A 20,671-nucleotide genomic window follows, 5' to 3' on the forward strand; every position below is an offset into this window, starting at 1 on the left:
CCCGCCGTTTGAGGCGGGCTTTTTTTATATTTGAAGCAGTAAATTCGCAAATAAAGAAGAGCGCTCGGACAACGTATCAATTTGAATATGTTCATATTCCGCATGTATTCCTTTTCCGCATGCTCCTAATCCATCCAACGTGGGAACACCAATGGCCGCTGTAAAATTGCCATCACTTCCGCCTCCAACAGCTGCTTCTTCTAATTTCATACCCAGTTTGGCCGCAATTGACTGAGCGCATTCAAATAACTCTTCCGTTTGTTTAGACTTAACCATTGGAGGACGGTTCATGCCTCCTGTTACTTCAATCTTAATCCCTTTTAAAATGGGCGTTAAATTCAAAATAATATCCGTCATACGTTTTGCTTCTTCTTCTGTAGAAACACGTAAATCCACGTGCGCTTCTGCATATTCCGGCACTACATTTGTACCGCTGCCTCCGGTAAATGTCCCAACGTTCACCGTTGTACCTTTTTCATAATCGGTTAAGCTCTGCAGAAAAATCACTTGGCGCGCAAGCTCTTCAATCGCATTGATTCCTTCTTTGTGGTGATTACCCGCGTGTGCTGCTCGTCCCCATACTTTTACGGTGAAAATTCCCGCTCCTTTGCGCGACGTTTTTAACGCACCTGAACCCGCCACCGCCGGTTCTGCTACTAGCACTGCTTCACTTCTTTGTGCTTCTTCTTCAATGTATTTTTTAGAAGAAATTGACCCAATCTCTTCATCCGAATTGCAGAAAAACACAATTTTTTTATCGAGCGATAAGCCAAGCTCTTGAATCGCTTTAATCGCCCATATAGATTGCACAATGCCGCCTTTCATGTCTAAAATTCCCGGACCGTACAGCTTGTTTCCCTCTGTTCTTAGACTTAGCCTTCCCTTTTCCCATACCGTGTCAAAGTGACCGATAATTAAAAGCTGCTTTTCTCCTTCTCCAATCGTAAATTTCAAATGGTTTCCTACTTCTTTTTCTTCTATAATTTCGTAGCCTACTCCTAAACGCTTTTGAAACAGCTCCGTTAAATACATTCCACACTGATCTACTAACTCTTTACTGTAGGACGGTGATTCTTTTTTCACAAATCCAACTAAATCTTCAAGCATCTCTTGTTCGTGTTCTTTTAAATAACTAAATACACTTTGTTCTACCATTACCTGACTCAAATCAATTCCTCCTCCAAACAACCCCTGCTGCTCGCATTAAATGCTTTTATTTATCGTACGTATAACTATGTTCTACGTTTCACATAACGACCTTAAATTATCCTTAATTATAATGGTTTTCAGACAATTTTCCATCCTTTAAATATAGATAATACTTTAACTTATTCATAACCGACCGAAAATAGCCATAAACTTCAACAAATTCATACAAAAAAGCTTCAATCTTCAACAGATTAAAGCTTTCGTTTGACTAATTGACATTTATTTTAATATTTTTCCCTTTTGACTTCACACTCACAAAAACAAACATAGACACTAAAAAAATAAACAAAATAACGCCAACCATTTCAAAGTTTACTTCGGCCCACGGGTTAAAGAAAGTGAATGCTAAATAGAGTGACACACCATACGCGAGGACAACAATAACCCAGCCCATCAAGCGGGAAGCAGATCGCCCAAACTTACTCGATTCATTCACCATTTTATGTACAATCAGTGAATCGATTGTATCTGTCAGCATCATACCAAACATAAATACTAGTCCTAATAAAAGCGGCGTATACTTGCCTGCGTTCCCTACAGCTAGAGACCACACGGCCGTTTGACTGACCGTTTCGGCTGCTAAAGCGAACAATGCTCCTACAAGAATAATTAAAAAAGGATTCGTTGTTCCTTTTGCGATTTTCGGAATAAACTTCCCTTTTAACCCGCTCAGCTCAAACTCTTCCTCTTTATTTTTGGTTCGAAGCAAATGATATGTGTTTAATGTCCCGATTAGAAAGAGGGAGATAATGGATACCCAAGATGCAAAATGATCGAAATACGATGGAAACGTAAAATTCTTCATCACCACGCCAAGCACCCCGGCCGTGACGGCCACCATTCCTCCGTGACCTAGTGAAAACAGCGTGCCGACCCACGGGGCAAAACGGCTCCCCATTCGCCAATTATATCGGGTCTGGCCATCAATAAAAGCTAAGTGATCTGCATCCAATCCGTGCCTGATTCCTAATAAAAAGACAAGTAAAAAAACTGATAAACCTTCCATTTCCTACACTCCTTTTTTTAAAATAAAACGTAAAAAAGCCTCAATTCTATAGAAATTGAGGATGTGTCGGCATATGAAAATAAACAGCAATTGCTCACTGCGTACCTTGATACACCGCCTCTTTCCTAGAAGAGTCAAGTGTACAGAATAGGTAGGTCTCCTGGCTTGAGATCATCATTTTCTACCGCCTTCCCCGTTTTGAGTGACGATAAGATAGAAAACTCCCTGCTTACAGTGGCTGGACCGCTCGAGATTTGCACTCGATTCCCTGTTACCTCTTACGCTATGTAAGAGCACCTAAACTGTGCGAATGATTCATTTTCTTCCTCATTATACTAGTACTCCTTACAAATGAATAGAGAAAATTCAAATAAAAAAGCCCTGCTAAGCTTTACATGCTTAGCAGGGCTTTTTAAAGCAATTAAACTACTTCTACCGTTACGTCTACGTTGCCGCTGATTGCTTTTGAATACGGGCAGTATGAGTGGGCTAGGTCTACATATTTTTTAGCTGTTTCTAAATCTAAGCCTTCGATATGAGCTTCAAGCGCTACAGCAATTTTCACTCCTTGATCAGCTTTATCTGGAAGCAGCTGAACCGTAGCTTTTACTTCACTGCTTTTAATTTCTACGTTATGTTTTTTCAACATAAATTCTAACGCGCTGTTGAAACAAGCACTGTATCCAGCTGCAAATAGCTGCTCTGGGTTTGTTGCTGTTGTTGCTTCTCCACCAAGCGCTGGAGGTGTTGCAACGTCTAGATTAAAGATATTATCTAAAGAATGAACTTCTCCTGTTCTTCCACCTGTGTTAACGACTGTCGTTTCATATAAAGCTTTCATGTATAAATCTCTCCTCTTTTTTAGTAATTTTATTAAAATTTTTTATTTATCGTTTCTGTAATTTAATTGTACACAATTTAATTTTAAAAAACAAGTGTTAAATACATTAAAAATTTTCCAATAAAAAAAAGCCGCGTATATGCGACTTTTTCTTAATAATATTGAGACTGTTCGTCATAAGCTGATTTTCGAAAAATAGACAAGTTAGTAATAGCCCTCATCAGTTTCGTATTAAAAATAACATAATGAATAAACAGCGCCAGCACGCAGCCTAAAACGGCTCCTGTTAACACATCGAATGGATAGTGAACGCCAACCCATACGCGTGAAAATGCAATGAGTGCACCCATGACAACCCACATGCGCCCTGAACGTTTGAAATGCAGCCAAATGGTAAAAGTGATAACTAATGCAGACGTAGCATGATCGCTTGGAAATGAAGAATTCGCGGCGTGATCAATAAGCTGATTCACGTGGTGAGAGATAAACGGACGATCTCGATAAGCAAATAAACTAATCACTTTATTGATAATGACTCCTGTGGCACAAGCACATAAAGCTTGAAATGCTACAACACGGCTGCCGTTTTTATTAATAAGTAAAAACAAGCCGAGTAAAACAATAAGTACATACTGGGCATAATCTGCAAAGAATACCATCAGCGAATCTACAAACTTCACATGCGAGGCGTACTGATTCACCGCATGGAAAATGGTATAGTCTACTGAATTAATAGCTGATAACATAATCGAAATCCTTTCTTATTTTTAAATGTCATTAGCTATCTTATCAGTTTCTGAAGAAAATGAACATATTTTTGTCAGAAGCTTCCTAACTGGTATTTATAAATAACGTAGTCAGGCTGAGTGGTAAGCCAACAGATTTTTGCCCATTAACTTACCTGCGAATGATCCACGATGTTTTTTTGCAAAAAGATTTCTTCTAAAGAAGGCTCTTCTACGTGAATTTGATAAATATCGATGCCGCATTGAATCAATTCGCGAATAATCAGAGGGATATTTCTCTCTTTTTGAAGCATCACTTTTGTGTACGTGTGATGGTATTCCACGTCCGGACTCACTGTACGGAAAAACTGTTGAATATATTCTTTATGACTGCTTGGGTAAGGATCATGTTTAATCATCACCGTTTTTTTCGCTTGGTATTGAAAACGCAGTTCTTCCATTGTCCCTTCTACTAAAATAACACCATTTTTCATAATCGCTACACGTGTACAAATCTTCTCAACTTCATTTAAATTATGAGACGTCATAAAAATTGTCTTGCCCTGATTTTGAAGTTCTCTTATTAATTCATGAATGTGGAGAGCAGATTCAATATCTACTCCAGAAGTTGGTTCATCTAAAAAGATAAGATCTGGGTCTGTTACAATCGCTTGAGCAATTCCTAACTTCTTTTTCATTCCAAATGAAAACTTTCCAACTTTCTGATGGTCATGTCCTTCTAATCCTACTTTCTTCAGTACATTACTACAGTGTTCTTTAGAAAAACGATGTCCGTTTATCTTTAAAAAATAGCGCAAATGATTGAGTGCCGTCATCTCATCATAAAAGGTAGCATAGTCAGGAAGCACACCTATTTTCTTCTGAAGCTCTAAATCAATATCACTCTGTCCCAGCAGCGTAAATTCTCCTGCTGAAGGGAATGAAACGCCGGTAAGCATATTAATAAATGTAGACTTCCCTGCTCCGTTCCTCCCTAAAAATCCGTAAATTTCTCCTTGTGGGACTTGCAAATTAATACTATTAACAATTGTTTTAGATCCATACTTTTTAGTTAATTTACTTGTTTCAATAGCATACATATTATACTTCTCTCCTTTTAAAACTCCAAAGTCCCGTACATAAACAGAGTGCTGCAAAAATAAGAAGAACCGTTAAATACCCTTTCTCCAACTTTAAATAGTAGTAGGGTGTCACATACTTAAACCATGCAATGTACGCTTTTGATGAAAATATGCTCCATCCACTCAGTACCGGTAGAACAAACGATAAAATAATTGATAAAAACATAGTATGAGTTGGACTTGGTATTAAAGCTGAAAGCATTAAAACAAATGAAATGATACAAACGGTGAATAGCAGGCACTCTAAAAATATATAAAAAGAAAAATGATGCGAAATAAACCCAATCAGTAGAAAAGAAATAGAGATACAAACAAGCCAGAAACAACAAATTCCCAAGAATTTCCCTAGTACAATACGCTCTCTTGATGTTTTGGTAACTAAAAACCTGGCTGTTCTTGTTTTAATTTCTTGATTAATAACATTATGAGAAAGACTTGAAATAAACAAAGGTCCGAACCCGAGAAGCATCACCAAAATTCCCCCGTTGGCTCCATCTCGAATCTGTGCGCTCGTCAGTTGACCTCCAAGTTGACTAACTAGATGGGCTATTCCATAGGAAGCACCGCATACGATTAAAATAACGATAATTGATTTAACACTTTTAAATAAGCTTTGAAACTCTTTTACACTAATGGCCCACATTTTTAAAATCTCCTTTTTACATAAGTTTGACTGCTATCATCCAACAAAAGGATGATTTATTCCCTCAGGTAAAGCTTTTTTCTCTTTGGGCTTTCCGTTCCAAGAAAAATTTGTCCATATGCGCAGCAGCTTTTCCACCGGTCCAGTTTGAAATTTTTGCACGTACATATAACTGCCGATCAGCTGAATTCCGTATATACCGATGCAGACAAAAATCCCTGCTATCATGCCGAGCTTTCCGAAATAACCTAATCCATAACCGTAAAAAATCGTCGTGCATATAACCGTTTGCATTAAATAATTACTAAGCGATATCCTGCCTACGCTTTCAAAAGCCTTCATCAAAAATGACCTCTCGCATTTCACATATACCCAAGCAAAGCCTGCAATATAACCAAGAGATAGGAGACTCCCACCTAACATATGTGTAGAACCAGCCCAATTAGCATCTGGCCATACGTACATAGTTCCTTTTAACAGTAAGCTAAGCGGAATCAACACGGCCGCCCAACGGCCATACTGTTTTTGATTAGCTGAAACGTCGTAAAACCACTTTTTCTTCCCTGCGTACATGCCAAACAAAAATAAAGCACCCATTATAAATGGTGTAAACAAGAAGGCAAAAGCAAATTTATATCCTGCTATATTCATCGGATCAACGTTGTTGCGGTGGTCTTTAATTTGTTCATAAGTTCCACTTCCATACACATGAATCGTATCTTTTACGTATGTGGTAAGCGTTTGTTTATCACTAAGAAGATACATATTATCGTTTAATGAACCGTAACCAGCTGCTCCCGTAAGAACTAGTAAAATCGATGCCCATACCAACAGCGTTTTAGCTTTACGGTTTAAAAAGAAAACTAATAAAAATATCCCCATCATTCCGTAAAACGTAAGAATATCTCCTTCCCATAAAAGTACTCCATGCAGTAGGCCAAACCCTAGAAGCAGAAGAAAGCGGCGAAAGAAATGCCTTTTTACTCCTAACTGACTTCTTTCTAAGCTTTCTTTCATCTTCACCATTGAATAACCGAATAAAAAAGTAAAGATTGGCATAAAACTTTCTTCTACCGCGACTTTTAAAAAGACATAGGCTGCTGAATCACTTGGTGATAGCGAGAAGAGATGAATCATATCCTTTCCGTAAATGCCATATTGAAAAATCAGCATATTCGCTAGTAAAATACCAAACAAGCTGAATCCTCTCATACTATCAATTACTTTAACCCGCCTAACATCATTACTCATCCTTTTAACTCCTTTACTATGTGTCTGTGTATTTAGTATATGAAATGAAGTTTTCAAGAAAATAAACGGGAGATTATCTTTTCTTTAACATTTTCCAATTTTGTTAATCTTTTCGTAATGTTCTTATGCTAAAATCGAATACGTATGAAATGAAACAGAGGTGATTTATATTGGAAGATGCATCTATCTTGCTAGTTGATGATGAAATTGCTATTGTCAAAATGCTGGAGACAGTATTAAAAAAAGAAGGATTCAACCAAATCTATAAAGCTCACACCGCTCAAGAAGCGCTAGATGTTTTACATAATAAAACGATTGATATTATTTTGTTGGACGTCATGCTTCCCGATAAAAGCGGATTTGATATTTGTCCTAAAATCCGTGAGCTCTCAAACGCATATATCCTGTTCATAACAGCCAAAGTATCTGACTTGGATGTGTTAACGGGTTTCGCCATGGGCGGAGACGACTACGTAACCAAGCCATTTAATCCTTTAGAGATTGCGGCACGAATTAAAGCACGATTGCGCAGAAAACAAGCGCTGACGGAAAGAAGTCCTGTAAAAATGGAATTACAGCCTTCAAATCGCTATGAGTTTGATCGTTTTATCGTAGATGAATCCGCTGGAGAGCTCATTGTAGATGGTCAAACGGTTGCTTGCCCCGCACAAGTATTTTTGCTGCTACTTCATTTTTGTAAAAACATGAACGTGATTCTTTCTAAATCACAGCTGCTTGAAGCCGTTTGGGGATATAACCAGTTCGTAGACGATAATACGGTAACCGTTCATATTCGAAGAATTAGAGAAAGAATCGAAGATAACCCTAGCAGTCCACAACACTTAGTTACGGTACGAGGGCTTGGATATAAATTAGTGAATGGAAAAGCACTATGAAATCAATTAAAAGAAGGTTGACCTTTCATTTTTCGTTTCAGTTTATTATGACTTCTATTTGCATTTGCTGTGTTATTTTTTGTTGTTTTATATTTATAGCTGTATATCTTACGAATCAAGATATAAGAAGAGACTTTCCTACAGGATCTCTAAGCATGTTAACAACTGATACAGTTATTGAAAATGGAAAAGCTACTATACCAAAAGATTTAACAAAAGAAATTAAAAGTGAAAACTTATGGTATCAAGTAGTAAACAAAAAAGGAGATGTAATTGGAGAAGTCAATACTCCTAAGAATATCCCTAAACATTATACAATTACTCAACTTCTCGATATTGAAAAACAGAAAAAATTTCGAAACTATCATATCGTCACAGAACTGGATACGTTTCTTGTACAACCTACATACTACATACTAGGCTATAAAAATGAATTAAAAGACCAGTTATACGATTTATATAAAAACTACAGCCAAGACGGTCTTCCAATAACGGAAAAAGTACCTCAATTAGAAAAGCAGTTATTAAGTAAGGATGCTTCTCTACAAGTTATTAACAACCAAGGTAAAGTTGTCTCTTCCTTTCGAATGTCCAAAACAAAACAACAGTATGAGCCTTTAGACATTATTTCCCGAAAAATTGAAAAAGATAAATATGAATCTACAGCTACAATCTTTCATGATTCAAAGAAAAATTATTCCTGGATTTTTCATACCCCTAACAAACATCAAACTATTTCTGACTACTCAATTATTAAAAAACTAGTAATTGGCGCAGTTATTGTTACTGCTTCAGTTCTTTTAGCAACTATATCTATTTCAATCTGGAACGCTTTTCGCTACGGTGGGCCCTTACTTCTCTTCACCAGCTGGCTCGGACGCATGGGAAGCGGAAACTATTCAGAAGTGCTAACAGAAAAAGAGCGGAAGCGCGTCTTTCGGAAGAATGGAAAAGTACGTTTTCAATATCGTTTGTATTCAGAAGTAATCACAGCTTTTTATGAGATGGCGGAGCAGCTTAGCTTAGCTGAAAAAGAACGAAAGCAGCTAGAAACCACTCGTGAAGAATGGATGACGGGAATATCACATGATTTGCGAACCCCCCTTTCGACGATTCAAGGATATGGTCATATGCTTGAAAGCGGCTATTATGATTGGAACGAAGAAGAGCTAAAAGAAATTGGCCAAACTCTGCGTGACAAAAGTGAATATATGGTGGGGCTTGTAGAAGATTTTTCACTGGCCTTTAAGCTCAAAAATAATGTGGTTGCCTTAGAAACAAAAAAAGTGGACGTTCATCAATTGCTTCAGCATATTGTTTTAAAATTCGTTAACGATCGAACTATTAAAAATGTTCAATTCTCTTATGTACCCGTTCACCTTCAACCTTTTATTCAAGCTGACCCGCGCTGGTTTGAAAGAATGGTTGATAACCTAATTTTTAATGCTATTAAACATAATCCGGAGAACACCACTATTACAATTTTGACCATTCTAAAAAGTGACCACGTCTTGATTACAATTCAAGATGATGGAATTGGAATGGATGAAGAAACGCAGAAAAATTTATTTGACCGCTATTACCGCGGCACAAATACAACCGAAAAAACAGAAGGTGCTGGACTTGGCATGAGTATCGCAAAGGCCATTTGCGAACTTCATAAAGGGCATATTGAAGTGAAATCCACTCCTAACCAAGGCACTTCCATTACCTTACATATTCCTCTTTCAACCAATCAGCAGCCGGGCTAACCTCCAGCTGCTTTTATACACCTCAATCCTCTCCATGCTATAATGTACGCAACTATACATAGACACAAGGGGGAATTTTTTTGAGTAAAGGCAGAATTTTAATTGTAGAAGATGAGCGCAAAATTGCTCGTTTAATTCAGCTCGAACTTGAACACGAAGGGTACGAAACGGGCATGGCTTATACAGGGACAGAAGGATTGGCAGAGTTTCAAGAACACAATTGGGATTTGCTGCTTTTAGATGTGATGCTTCCTGAACTGAGCGGACTTGAAGTACTTCGTCGCATTCGAGCAAACAATGATCAGACGCCCGTTATCTTATTAACCGCTCGAGACGCCCTTCCTGATAAGGTAAGCGGACTAGATTTAGGAGCGAACGATTACATTACAAAGCCTTTTCAAATTGAGGAGCTTTTTGCACGTATCCGCGTCTGGCTTCGCCATCCTACATCAGCATCTCCTGCTGAAAAAGAACCAGATACTCTGCAGCTAGGAACTCTAGTTGTGAATGAAAAAACGCGAGAAGTCACGCGTGAAAATGAAGCTATTGAGCTGACTCCTAAAGAATATGATTTGCTTGTCTATATGCTTCAAAACAACAATCAAGTGCTGAGCTTTGAACAGCTTCTTACAAACGTATGGGGATTCGATTACTACGGAGACACGAATATTGTATACGTATACATTCGTTATTTGCGCAAAAAAATTGATGCTCCATTTTCAACACCCTACATTCAAACAGTGCGGGGCGTTGGCTATATGCTTAAGGAGTAGCTCATGAAACTGCAAACAAAGATTATCCTTACATCAACTGTGCTGCTTTTTATTCTGCTAGTGATTGCGAACAGCTCGATTTACTTCATTTTCAAGAAAACCATGGAAGACAATGCAATTGAACGTTTGCAAGCAGAAACAAGCAACGTAACAAATGGGCTAAAACAAACAAGTTCGACGGTTAAACAAGCCAATTTGCTTCGTGCCTATTTACCTCCTAACGGAATGATTCGTATTTTACCTAAATCAGGGAGTCCTTTAGTTGTATCGGTTACTGATCAAACGAAAGAGCTTCAGGACCTGCCTTATTCTTATTATTCAAATGAACAAACAACCATCAAAGAAGACGACGGCCACCTATACGCAATTTCGCATACTCCCGTCATTTGGACGGACGGCGAAGTTGTTTCTTTGGAAGTCACAGAACAGCTGGCAGATGTGGAACAATCTCTGCAGACATTAAAATTTATCTTGCTCATTGCCTCTCTTGTTATATTAATTCCGACCATATTTGCCGGACGGCTTTTAAGTAAAATTATTTTGCGGCCTATCAAATCTCTTATTCATACTATGGAAGAAATTCAAGTGTCTCGCACATTTAAAAAAATTGACCTCTCTTCTTCTTCTAAAGATGAGTTAGATCAAATGGCCAATACCTTTAATAATATGATGGATTTATTAGAGGAAAACTATAAAAAGCAAGAGCAGTTCGTATCGGATGCTTCTCATGAATTAAAAACACCACTTACCGTGGTAGAAAGCTATGCCAATATGCTAAAACGATGGGGGATGAAGCGTCCAGATATTTTAGAAGAAGCCATCGAAGCCATTCACTCTGAGTCTTTACGCATGAAACAGCTTACGTCTCAAATGCTGGTGCTTGCGAAAGATGAGTCGCAGTGGGAGCTTCACATGGAACACGTAGATGCGGCGGCCGTCTGTAACCAAACAATCAAGCATCTAGAACAAGCTTTTGAACGAACCATTTATTTAAATATAAAAACGGATCATCCCGTCGTAACAGCGGATGAAAAACGCTTAAAGCAGCTGCTGTACATCCTCTTAGATAATGCCATTAAATATAGTGAAAAAGCAGTGGAAGTAACTATAGCAAGAAGCGAAAGCTTTATGATTACGGTCACAGATCAAGGAATTGGTATCCCAAAAGAAGACTTATCAAACGTGTACGAACGCTTTTTTCGCGTAGATAAAGCAAGAAATCGAGAAACCGGTGGTTCAGGGCTTGGATTATCCATTGCTCGAAAGATTGTAGAAGCCCATAGCGGACGTATTGAGATTAGCAGCGATGAAGGAAAAGGGACATCCGTAACGGTTTGCTTTCCTCTTTGATTTCTCACCGTTTCTTAGAGATTTTTAAGAATTGCCTGCTATACTATTTTTCATAATACTGGAGGTGAATGTATGAAGAAAACGGTGCTTTTTATACTTATTTTTCTTGCCGTTGGTTCAGCTTGCTTTTACGGAATAGCAAAAGCAATGAATCGATCTGATACCATTTTATCCGAGTCTGAAATCAGCCGTATGATTCAGCAGAAATATGGCGGCACAATTGAAAATGCAAGCTTTTCTCAAAAAGATGATGAACCGATTTATCTAATTACTTTGCTTAAAGATGATATTCCATACCACATCACAGTAAATGGAGAAAATGGAGAAGTCCAGTCATTAATCAAACAAAAAGTAGAGAAACAAACGTCTACTCAAACTAAAAATAATACAGAAAAAGAACAAAAAAAGAGCGAGCAGCCACCCGTTTCTCCTACATCCGACGAGCCTCTCATTTCAATGGAACAAGCAAGAGATATTGCTTTACAAAAAGTAAAAGGAACGTTTTCCTCAGTTGAAATAGAAGAGGAAGAAGGCCAAACCTTCTACGAAGTCGAAATTGATCAGTCTAAAACAAGAGAAGCTAAAGTAATGATAAACGCTTACTCTGGGCATGTAGATTCCATCACCTACGAAAATGACGACGACTAAAAGTACAGCGGAAAGCTGTGCTTTTTTTATACACCTTTATTTATTTCTAAGAAAATTTTAAACTTCTTCTTCTTTTCCTTTAAAGTTCATGGGCTAAGATAGTCTTAACAACAAATCAAGGAGGCCGTAATATATGAAAGTTATTACAACCGTTTTAGCCAGTGCAGTATTAGTCGGTGGATTAGGTGCAAGTGCATATGCCATGACGGATCAGTCCAAAAGCAATGACAAGAAGCAAACCAAAACGATTGAAGAAGCAAAGGCAAAAGACATTGCTCTTCAAAAAACAGACGGCGGTGACATTACAAATATCCAATTAGCCGTAGATGACGGCGTTAAACAATATGAAGTAGATATCACAAAAGGTAATAAAGAATACGATGTAGATATTGACAGCAGCAGTGGTAAAATCATTGAATTTGATGAAGACCAAAAAGACGATGAAGATAAGAAAGAAGAGAATCTCCAAAACGCTTCCCCTGCTATTTCATTAGATCAAGCGATAAAAACAGCTTTAAAGAGTGCTAAAGGAACCGTTAACGAAACGGATTTAGACCAAGAAAACAACCGTTTAGTATATGAAATCGAAATTGACACAGCCGATAAACGTGAAGCAACTGTTTCAGTAGATGCCAAAAACGGCGACGTAATCAGTGTAGAAATAGATGATTAATAGAAAAAGCACGCTCCAAAAGGAGCGTGCTTCTTTTTTATACCGCTAATTTAATAACCGTTAACACAATACCAATCAAGAATCCACATAGAGCTCCGTTCACTCGAATCCACTGCAAATCTTTTCCGACATTGTTTTCCATCATATCCACAAGCGTTTCATCATCTAATTTATCTAAGTTTTCTTGAACAAGCTGCCCAATTTTTGAATGATTCTCGTCTACAAAACTCATGATTTGCTTTTGAATAGCCGTATCAATTGCTTCTTGACGCTGTGCATCCCCTTCAAGAGCATCCAGCCAGCTCTCTACGTAAGGAACGGCGTAGCTTTTCATAAATTCAGGGCTTTCAATAAATGCCGCCACTTTCGCTTTCATTTTATCGACGATTTCTGTTAATTTATTCGTTACATTTAATTCATTAATAATTTTTTGTTTCCATGCTTCTAATTTCTCAAGAAGCTCTTCATTGTGCTCCAAGCCTTGCAGCTCTTTTCTAATTCCGTTTACCAAAGCAAGGCGGTATTCATCCTCTTCGTTACGAAGACGCCCTGTAATAGAAAGCAATAAATTTTGCAAAATAGACCCTAGCTTCTCTTCATTAATCATGCTTTGAAATGATTTGAGAGCAAATTGTAAAATACCATCAAGCTCAATATTATCAAGCGCATTTTTAGCAATACTTCCGAGCTGATACTGCGTTTCTTCTTTTTTAATCCAGCTCTCCCCTTTATTTAAAAGAACATCAAGCGCTTTTTCATCATACTGATTTTTCACCACTTCTCCAACAATCGAATGCACAATAGGCTTTAACTCTATTGCTGAAAGCGATGATTTGAGCTCTTTTTCAATAATAGGAACGACTTTCTCTGTATCCACACGATTAATCGCATCAACAAGCAGTGCGGTTCCTTTTTGTTGAATCGTTTCCGAATGAACACCTTTTCGAACAATCGGAAGCAAACGCTGTGTAAACGCAATTCTTTTTACTTTTTCTTGAATACTTTCTTTTGACAGCCAGTCGTTTTCAAGGGTTGAGACTAGCCCTCTTGTAATACGCTGTCTGTTTTTAGGAAGCAGCGCAGTGTGTGGAATAGGAATGCCTAAAGGGTGACGAAAAAGAGCCGTAACGGCAAACCAATCCGCTAATCCGCCGACTAATCCAGCTTCGAACCCACCTTGAAGCAACCGACCCCAAATTGAATCACCAAAAGGCATGGTGGCAACGAAGCCCACTCCCATAATCGCCAAAGAAATCGTGGCTAAGTGCTTTGATTTCTTCTTTGGATTTGTTGTAAATACATTATTTGATTCCATTGTAGTCCTCATCCTTTATTTATTTAACTAAACATTTCATCTAGAAATATGTAACGTGATACAGAAATTTTCGCAAAAAAAGAAAGACAAGCTTTTACCCTCGTCTTTCTAGTATATTGCCTTTTTGCTATACTTCAAACTTTTTTTCTTTTCGACTTTTATTAATAAATGAAAAAATGAGGAGTACGACCAAGATAACCGCACATACACTGGATCCAATCACATTGTTTTTGTTAAACATAAATGATACAAAAATAACAAGCAGTGCTGCTGTTGCAAAGAGCGTTGTATAAGGAAACCACTTTAATGCGAAAAACGGCTTTTCTTTATACCCTTTACGCAGCTTTAATTGAGCTAAACAAATACTTACCCAAATAAGAATAATCGTGAAGCCGGGAATGGTCATTAAATAACTAATTACATTATCCGGTGTTTTATAAGCTAAAAACACACCCATTAAAATACAAACAGCCGTAATCATCAAACCATTAATCGGAATACCGTTTTTCGAAACTTTCAAGAAGCGCTTTGATGCTTCTCCGCTTTGAGCCATAGCATAGAGCGTACGCGAAGTTGCATACATCCCTGAATTCGCTGCTGATAAAACAGCCGTTAATAAAACGAAGTTCATAATATGAGCCGCACCCGGCAGTCCGGTGATACTAAACACTTGCACAAATGGACTGTCTTGTCCTGATACAGAATTCCAGGGCATAAGGCCGCAAATAATTAAAATAGGCAAAATATAAAAGCCAATCACCCGCCATACTGTGCCTTTGATCACTTTCGGTAACACGTTTTTCACATCTTTTGTTTCCGTTACGGCCACACCAATTAATTCAGCTCCGCCGTAAGAGAACATCACAATTAAAAAGGCACTCAGCACACCACTCATGCCGTGAGGGAAAAAGCCTCCATGAGCCGTATAATTTGCCCAGGGATTTTGCACATCACTTGGAATCACACCGAATAAAATGAAAGCTCCCAAAATGATAAAAGCGGTAAGAGCAATTACTTTAATACCGGCAAACCAAAACTCAATTTCTCCGTAATACTTAACTTGAAATAAATTCATCCCTACAATCAGCACTGCACAGAGAAAGCTTAAGAGCCAAAGAGGTACAGAAGGGAACCAAAACTTCAAAAAGCTTCCTCCCGCAAGCAGTTCAACAACTGTCACGACAATCCAGTTCACCCAATACAGCCACCCTACAATAAAAGAGGTTTGCGTACCGAATGCCTTATGCACTAAATTTTGTACGTTCATATTCGGATAGACAATTGCCATCTCCGCCAATGCTGTCATTACAATAAATAAGATAAGACCGCCAAATAAATACGCCAGTACCACACTTGGTCCTGCAATACCTAGCGTATCAGCACTACCTTTAAAAATACCTGTCCCAATCATACCGGCAAGCGCAATGAGCTGCACATGACGAGGCAACAGACCTTTTTTTAAATTTTGATCTTGTTTTTCCATGATGCCCGTCCCTTCTGTTCATTTTACGTGTTAGTTTAACCAAATCACTTCTTGCGCAAAAACCCCTACCGGATATTCAGTAGGGGGTGAACCAACACTGTTTTTCTTCTCTATGTTGAATGAAAATGATCTGATTTTACCACTGTTACTTTAGTCATTTTATGCGTTGAATTAATACATTGTCAATGTTATTTATTTTCCAAAAATAAAGTCAAAAGAGTATCTACACCCTTTTGACTTCTAGTCTTCTTGCAATGATGGATAAAGCATAGTTTACAATAAAATACATCATCGCGATGATCAAAAACATTGGGACTACGTAACTTTGTTTCTGTCCGTAAATGATTTGAGCGTTATGCAGCAAATCAGGAAGTGCGATCACTACTGCAAGCGACGTATCTTTTAATAAGGAAATAAATTGACTAACTAAAGGAGGTACCATTCGTCGCAAAGCTTGTGGCAATACAATAAAACGAAGCGTTTGGTAATAGTTTAAACCTGATGAACGTGCCGCTTCAATTTGTCCTTTTTCAATTGATTTTAATCCGCTTCGGATAATTTCTGAAATCATAGCAGATTCAAATACAGTGAGGGCCACAATCGCTGCTGACGTAATTTCCATATCAATTCCGATTTCAGGTAAAGCAAAGTATGTAAAAAAGATGATTAAAAGAAGCGGCAAATTCCGGATAATTTCTACGACAAAAGCGAGTACATGAGACAGAACTGGAATGCGGGCATACCTTAAAATACCTACTATACTTCCAATAAGAAAACTTAACACAATCGAAATGAATGCCACTTTTAAAGTGACCCAAAATCCTTCCATTAAGAAGGAAAGGTGATCAGGAGAATAAGCACCCATAAAATCCATCACTTTCACTCCTTTCAGCTTGTTTTACCAAGACGTTTCTCAAGATAACCAACTCCTAAACTCAACGGAATGGTTAGAACTAAATAAAACAGAGCAACAAAAATATACACATCAAACACTACATAAGTTTGAGAGGAAACAAGATCTGCCTGATACATTAAATCAAAACCAGCAACAATCCCTAACACGGATGAGTTTTTCACTAAATTAATAAATTGATTCCCAAGAGGAGGAATGACAATTTTAATGGCTTGAGGCAATATAATGAATCGCATAGCCTGACCGTACGTAAGGCCGGATGAACGCGCCGCTTCAAGCTGCCCTTTTGGAACTGCCATAATTCCCGCTCGTATGGCTTCGGCTATAAAAGCTGCCGTATAAATAGTTAATCCCAGCACTCCGGCTGCTGTACCGCTGATTCCTGCCACAATAAAAATAAAAAAGACGATAACCACAAGTGGAATATTTCGAATAAACTCTACGTAGACAGTGCCAATTACATTTACTATTTTGAGAGGGGCTATTCGCATTACCGCAATGATTGTACCAAGTACAAAACTGGCCACTAAAGCAATCAGACTGGCGATAATGGTGTACTTAAAACCTTCTAAATAAAGATCCATATTGTTCGTCAGAATTGAAAAATCCAGCAATTTTCTTCCTCCTTTCAACTAAACAAGCAGGATGAGCATAATGCTGCTCATCCTGAGAAAAGAAAACTGTACGCTTATTGTTTGATCCACTTGTCGTGAATTTCATCATATTTTCCAGAGTCTTTCATCTTTTTAAGCGCATCGTTTAATGCATCTACAAGCTCTTTGTTTCCTTTTTTCACAGCAATGCCATAAGGCTCTTCTGTGAACGGCTTTCCTACTAATTCATAAGAAGGATCTTCATCAGCCATTCCATAAAGAATAGCATCATCAGTTGTTAAAGCATCTCCTTGCTTAGATTTTAAAGCGGTAAATGCTTCTGCATAGTTTTCAAACTCTAATACCGTTGTCTCCGGTGCTTTTTCGCGAATATTAATAGCTGAAGTTGATCCTTTAACAGCCAACACTTTAGTACCTTTCTTCAAATCATCAACGCTTTTAATTTTACTGCCTTTTTTCACAAGAAGAGACTGGCCAGCTTGAAAATACACATCCGTAAAATCCACTTCTTTTTTACGCTCATCTGTGATGGTCATTGTTGCAACAACAGCGTCAATATCTCCTTTTTGAAGAAGAGGAACCCTTGTCTTGGACGTAACTTCTTTAAATTCTACCTTGTTTTCATCTCCTAAAATCTCTTTAGCCAGCTGCTTAGAAATATCAACATCAAAACCTTCTACTTCACCCGTCTTTGGATTCTTTAAGCCAAATAAGCGCGTATCATTTTTAACTCCAATGATAATTTTCCCTCTGTCTTTAATTTCAGTGAGCGCATCTTTTTTAGCTGATGATCCACTCGTTTCTTCACTTTTTCCTCCACAAGCCGCTAACATCATAGCCGCTGCTAATGAAAGCACGGCTGCCTTTAAAAACGTTTTTGATTTCTTCATATTACTCCCCCTATTAAACAATTAATGATTTAAAATACGGCTAAGAAATAAACGCGCCCTTTCTTCTTGCGGGTTTTCATAAAACTCAGCCGGAGTTGCCTCTTCTAAGATTTTTCCTTGATCCATAAATACAATGCGGTCTGCTACTTCTTTAGCAAACCCCATTTCATGAGTTACAACTACCATCGTCATTCCTTCTTTAGCCAATGTTTTCATGACATCCAGCACTTCTCCAATCATTTCTGGATCAAGAGCAGAGGTAGGCTCATCAAAAAGCATAATCTCTGGTTTCATCGCAAGTCCCCTCGCAATGGCTACACGCTGCTGCTGGCCACCTGAAAGCTGGGATGGGTAGGCGTTGGCTTTTTCACCGATTCCTACTTTATCCAAATAGTATAGAGCTGTTTTCTTAGCTTCTTCTGACGACTGTCCCAGTACTTTCATAGGCGCTAAGGTGATATTTTCTAAAACCGTTTTGTGCGGATATAAATAAAAATGCTGAAAAACCATACCTATATTGCGGCGCAGTTTGTTAATATTTGTTTTTTTATCTGCAACCAATATATTATTTACCGTCAATTGTCCGTTAGATATTGTTTCTAAATAATTTATGCATCGCAGCATCGTGCTTTTACCCGAACCCGAAGGTCCAATTACGACGACAACTTCACCTTTTTTAATCGTTAAATTGATATCTTTTAATACGTGAAAATCACCGTAATATTTGTTCACTCCGTCAAAAACAATCATTTTCCTCCTCCTAATCTACGAACAATGATAAATATTTAAATTTTTAAAATATTTAAAATATGTTAAAAATTATATTCTTACCCTTAAAGCAAAGTCAACAGTTGACAAATTATCTCTTTTTTGTAATCAAAATGAACTATCTTCAAATAAAATATGCTAGAAAAATAAAAGGTTTTGTTGGCATTTGCCGATATGTAAGCATACGTTCGCTAGGCTGAAGGTACTTGTATCAGCTTAATCAATAGATTATATTAGTTAACGCATATCTTTATACGAATTGTCTTTCATTTTTCTAGGGCAGTTCTCTCTAATCAGCCCTTTTTCTAATTATCTGTCTATCATTTTATTATATTAATATATATAATTCTCTTAGCAGTAAATTAATAAAAAAAGTAAATGCAAGCTTCCATTCATGTTAGAGGTTCTGACATAAATATAGTAAAATTATATTATTTCTCTAAAAAACACACGCTTTATTAGCGTGTGTGGCCTTTTATATTTTCCGGACTCATTTGAAAATGCGGATAGTCTTTAAAACCTTGCCAATCTCCTCCCCATTCAAACCCTAAACTTTTTGCGATATCTACAACCTCCATCCAATCAGACCGATTATTGTTATTACCGTCATATTTCATGTCCCAAATAACTTGTCCGTCTTTTAACCCAATAGCAAAATCAATAGCTAGTCCATAGTTATGATAAGACTGGCCGCCCTTTGAATAGGTAACAATGTTACCTTCTTCCGTCCTGCCTTTTGCATAAAGCTTATCTTGTTCTTCTTTTGAACGGAAACCTTCCGTAATGACAATCGAGATTCCTTGGTCGTTTGCTTGTTGAACAAGTTTATTTTTCTTTTCTTCTACGACAGGATGCAACTCAGCTGCTCCTGAAAAATCTTTTAACGTTGGACCTGGCTTTAACTCATCGCGAAACAAAAATAACAGGCTTACCGCTATCACAACTATCAAAGCTATTGCCAATTTTTTAAGAACGTTCATCTATATAAAGTCTCCATTCTTTTTTGCTGTTACTTAGATAAAATCATATCGAATTTCATTTTGTTATCCAATAAAAGAGCTGTAGTGTTCAACAAACGTCTATATTTTTTCGTTTTTTATCTATTTTCACCATTTTTTCACTATTGGTGGTTACATTAACAATTGTGGACAGCTCTGTACCACACCCCTATAACTTTTAAGGAGTGACAACAGCATGAAAAAGAAACTATTCGGTTATATCATGGCAAGCGGTTTAACACTAGGAGTTATGGCCGCTGCAAACTCCACGGCATTTGCAGCAAGCAAAGATGAAACAAGCTCTTCAACGGTTGTAGAGCGAACAAATGGCAATACAACAACTACGAGTGATGCAACACAACAAAAAGTTGATGATATTATGAAAAAAGCACAGGAAAAATTACAGAAACTCGGCGTAAGCTTACCTCAGCATCATAAAGAAGGCCCCTTTAGCAATTTAGATGCTGGTACAAAGGCAAAAGCGAAAGCTATTATGGATCAGCTTCGCGACGGTACCCTGACTAAGGAACAAGCTGAAGCCAAATTAAAAGAACTTGGCGTAGACTTTCCTGAACATAAAGGCGGTCCTTTTAGCAATCTAGATGCAGCCACTAAGAAAAAAGCCAAAGCTATTATGGATCAGCTTCGCGACGGCACCCTGACTAAGGAACAAGCTGAAGCCAAATTAAAAGAACTTGGCGTAGACTTTCCTGAACATAAAGGCGGTCCTTTTAGCAATCTAGATGCAGCCACTAAGAAAAAAGCCAAAGCTATTATGGATC

20 protein-coding genes, 1 pseudogene and 1 riboswitch are annotated in these 20,671 nt (G+C 37.8%); of the genes and pseudogenes, 7 read left to right on the plus strand and 14 right to left on the minus strand.

Going from position 1 to position 20,671, the window contains the following annotated elements; all coding sequences use genetic code 11:
- Nucleotides 1–24 precede the first annotated feature (24 nt).
- The 7 genes and pseudogenes from ACNHOZ_RS24790 to ACNHOZ_RS24820 all read right to left on the minus strand — a co-directional run bounded on the left by ACNHOZ_RS24790 (nucleotide 25) and on the right by ACNHOZ_RS24820 (nucleotide 6,817).
- A complete protein-coding gene (locus ACNHOZ_RS24790) occupies nucleotides 25–1,188 on the minus strand; it encodes a M20 family metallopeptidase (RefSeq protein ID WP_048021617.1) in 1,164 nt (387 codons plus the stop codon).
- A gap of 229 nt (nucleotides 1,189–1,417) precedes the next feature.
- The gene (locus ACNHOZ_RS24795) at nucleotides 1,418–2,215 is read right to left on the minus strand and encodes a HoxN/HupN/NixA family nickel/cobalt transporter (RefSeq protein WP_014461893.1); all 798 of its coding nucleotides are present in this window, start codon (nucleotides 2,213–2,215) and stop codon (nucleotides 1,418–1,420) included.
- A gap of 133 nt (nucleotides 2,216–2,348) precedes the next feature.
- Nucleotides 2,349–2,531: riboswitch (cobalamin riboswitch) on the minus strand.
- Nucleotides 2,532–2,636: 105 nt separating this feature from the next.
- Nucleotides 2,637–3,056: an organic hydroperoxide resistance protein gene (locus ACNHOZ_RS24800; protein ID WP_028412491.1), complete on the minus strand. Its 420-nt coding sequence runs from the start codon at nucleotides 3,054–3,056 to the stop codon at nucleotides 2,637–2,639.
- Between the two features lie 152 nt (nucleotides 3,057–3,208).
- Entirely contained in the window at nucleotides 3,209–3,802 is a 594-nt protein-coding gene (locus ACNHOZ_RS24805) for an undecaprenyl-diphosphatase (protein WP_033580715.1), read from the minus strand.
- 146 nt (nucleotides 3,803–3,948) lie between these two features.
- Nucleotides 3,949–4,881 carry an ABC transporter ATP-binding protein gene (locus ACNHOZ_RS24810; protein WP_034266954.1) on the minus strand — a complete coding sequence of 311 codons (933 nt, stop codon included), beginning with the start codon at nucleotides 4,879–4,881 and terminating at the stop codon, nucleotides 3,949–3,951.
- A gap of 1 nt (nucleotide 4,882) precedes the next feature.
- Nucleotides 4,883–5,578: pseudogene (locus tag ACNHOZ_RS24815) on the minus strand (ABC transporter permease); the annotation flags it as partial.
- Between the two features lie 24 nt (nucleotides 5,579–5,602).
- Nucleotides 5,603–6,817, minus strand: a complete 1,215-nt coding sequence (locus ACNHOZ_RS24820; RefSeq protein ID WP_048021621.1) for a DUF418 domain-containing protein — start codon at nucleotides 6,815–6,817, stop codon at nucleotides 5,603–5,605.
- A 170-nt stretch (nucleotides 6,818–6,987) separates the two neighbouring features.
- On the opposite strand from ACNHOZ_RS24820, the gene ACNHOZ_RS24825 reads away from it, so the two are divergent.
- The 6 genes from ACNHOZ_RS24825 (at nucleotide 6,988) to ACNHOZ_RS24850 (ending at nucleotide 12,908) form a co-directional block, all read left to right on the plus strand.
- Entirely contained in the window at nucleotides 6,988–7,713 is a 726-nt protein-coding gene (locus ACNHOZ_RS24825) for a response regulator transcription factor (RefSeq protein ID WP_048021623.1), read from the plus strand.
- Between the two features lie 155 nt (nucleotides 7,714–7,868).
- Complete coding sequence (locus tag ACNHOZ_RS24830) at nucleotides 7,869–9,464, plus strand: sensor histidine kinase (protein WP_230683534.1); 1,596 nt, start codon at nucleotides 7,869–7,871, stop codon at nucleotides 9,462–9,464.
- An 80-nt stretch (nucleotides 9,465–9,544) separates the two neighbouring features.
- A complete protein-coding gene (locus ACNHOZ_RS24835; RefSeq protein WP_048021627.1) occupies nucleotides 9,545–10,237 on the plus strand; it encodes a response regulator transcription factor in 693 nt (230 codons plus the stop codon).
- Between the two features lie 3 nt (nucleotides 10,238–10,240).
- A complete protein-coding gene (locus ACNHOZ_RS24840) occupies nucleotides 10,241–11,587 on the plus strand; it encodes a HAMP domain-containing sensor histidine kinase (RefSeq protein WP_048021629.1) in 1,347 nt (448 codons plus the stop codon).
- Nucleotides 11,588–11,659: 72 nt separating this feature from the next.
- Complete coding sequence (locus ACNHOZ_RS24845) at nucleotides 11,660–12,235, plus strand: PepSY domain-containing protein (protein WP_048021630.1); 576 nt, start codon at nucleotides 11,660–11,662, stop codon at nucleotides 12,233–12,235.
- A 133-nt stretch (nucleotides 12,236–12,368) separates the two neighbouring features.
- Entirely contained in the window at nucleotides 12,369–12,908 is a 540-nt protein-coding gene (locus ACNHOZ_RS24850) for a PepSY domain-containing protein (protein ID WP_048021632.1), read from the plus strand.
- A gap of 37 nt (nucleotides 12,909–12,945) precedes the next feature.
- On the opposite strand, the gene ACNHOZ_RS24855 is transcribed toward ACNHOZ_RS24850, so the two are convergent.
- From ACNHOZ_RS24855 to ACNHOZ_RS24885, 7 genes are all read right to left on the minus strand, one after another.
- A complete protein-coding gene (locus ACNHOZ_RS24855) occupies nucleotides 12,946–14,223 on the minus strand; it encodes a DUF445 domain-containing protein (RefSeq protein ID WP_447697336.1) in 1,278 nt (425 codons plus the stop codon).
- A gap of 127 nt (nucleotides 14,224–14,350) precedes the next feature.
- Entirely contained in the window at nucleotides 14,351–15,706 is a 1,356-nt protein-coding gene (locus tag ACNHOZ_RS24860; RefSeq protein ID WP_013055076.1) for an amino acid permease, read from the minus strand.
- A 223-nt stretch (nucleotides 15,707–15,929) separates the two neighbouring features.
- On the minus strand, nucleotides 15,930–16,580 hold the full coding sequence (locus tag ACNHOZ_RS24865) for an amino acid ABC transporter permease (RefSeq protein WP_025752888.1): 651 nt from the start codon (nucleotides 16,578–16,580) through the stop codon (nucleotides 15,930–15,932).
- Between the two features lie 14 nt (nucleotides 16,581–16,594).
- Entirely contained in the window at nucleotides 16,595–17,233 is a 639-nt protein-coding gene (locus ACNHOZ_RS24870) for an amino acid ABC transporter permease (protein ID WP_013055074.1), read from the minus strand.
- Nucleotides 17,234–17,307: 74 nt separating this feature from the next.
- Nucleotides 17,308–18,123 (minus strand): transporter substrate-binding domain-containing protein, encoded by an 816-nt coding sequence (locus tag ACNHOZ_RS24875; RefSeq protein ID WP_028412504.1) that lies wholly within the window; start codon nucleotides 18,121–18,123, stop codon nucleotides 17,308–17,310.
- A gap of 21 nt (nucleotides 18,124–18,144) precedes the next feature.
- A complete protein-coding gene (locus tag ACNHOZ_RS24880) occupies nucleotides 18,145–18,873 on the minus strand; it encodes an amino acid ABC transporter ATP-binding protein (RefSeq protein ID WP_028410185.1) in 729 nt (242 codons plus the stop codon).
- A 476-nt stretch (nucleotides 18,874–19,349) separates the two neighbouring features.
- Complete coding sequence (locus ACNHOZ_RS24885) at nucleotides 19,350–19,871, minus strand: M15 family metallopeptidase (protein ID WP_048021637.1); 522 nt, start codon at nucleotides 19,869–19,871, stop codon at nucleotides 19,350–19,352.
- A 214-nt stretch (nucleotides 19,872–20,085) separates the two neighbouring features.
- Here ACNHOZ_RS24885 and ACNHOZ_RS24890 point away from each other — a divergent pair.
- A partial coding sequence (locus ACNHOZ_RS24890; protein ID WP_447697337.1) for a hypothetical protein occupies nucleotides 20,086–20,671 on the plus strand: 586 nt, incomplete at its 3' end.

The organism is Priestia sp. D51, assembly GCF_053345675.1.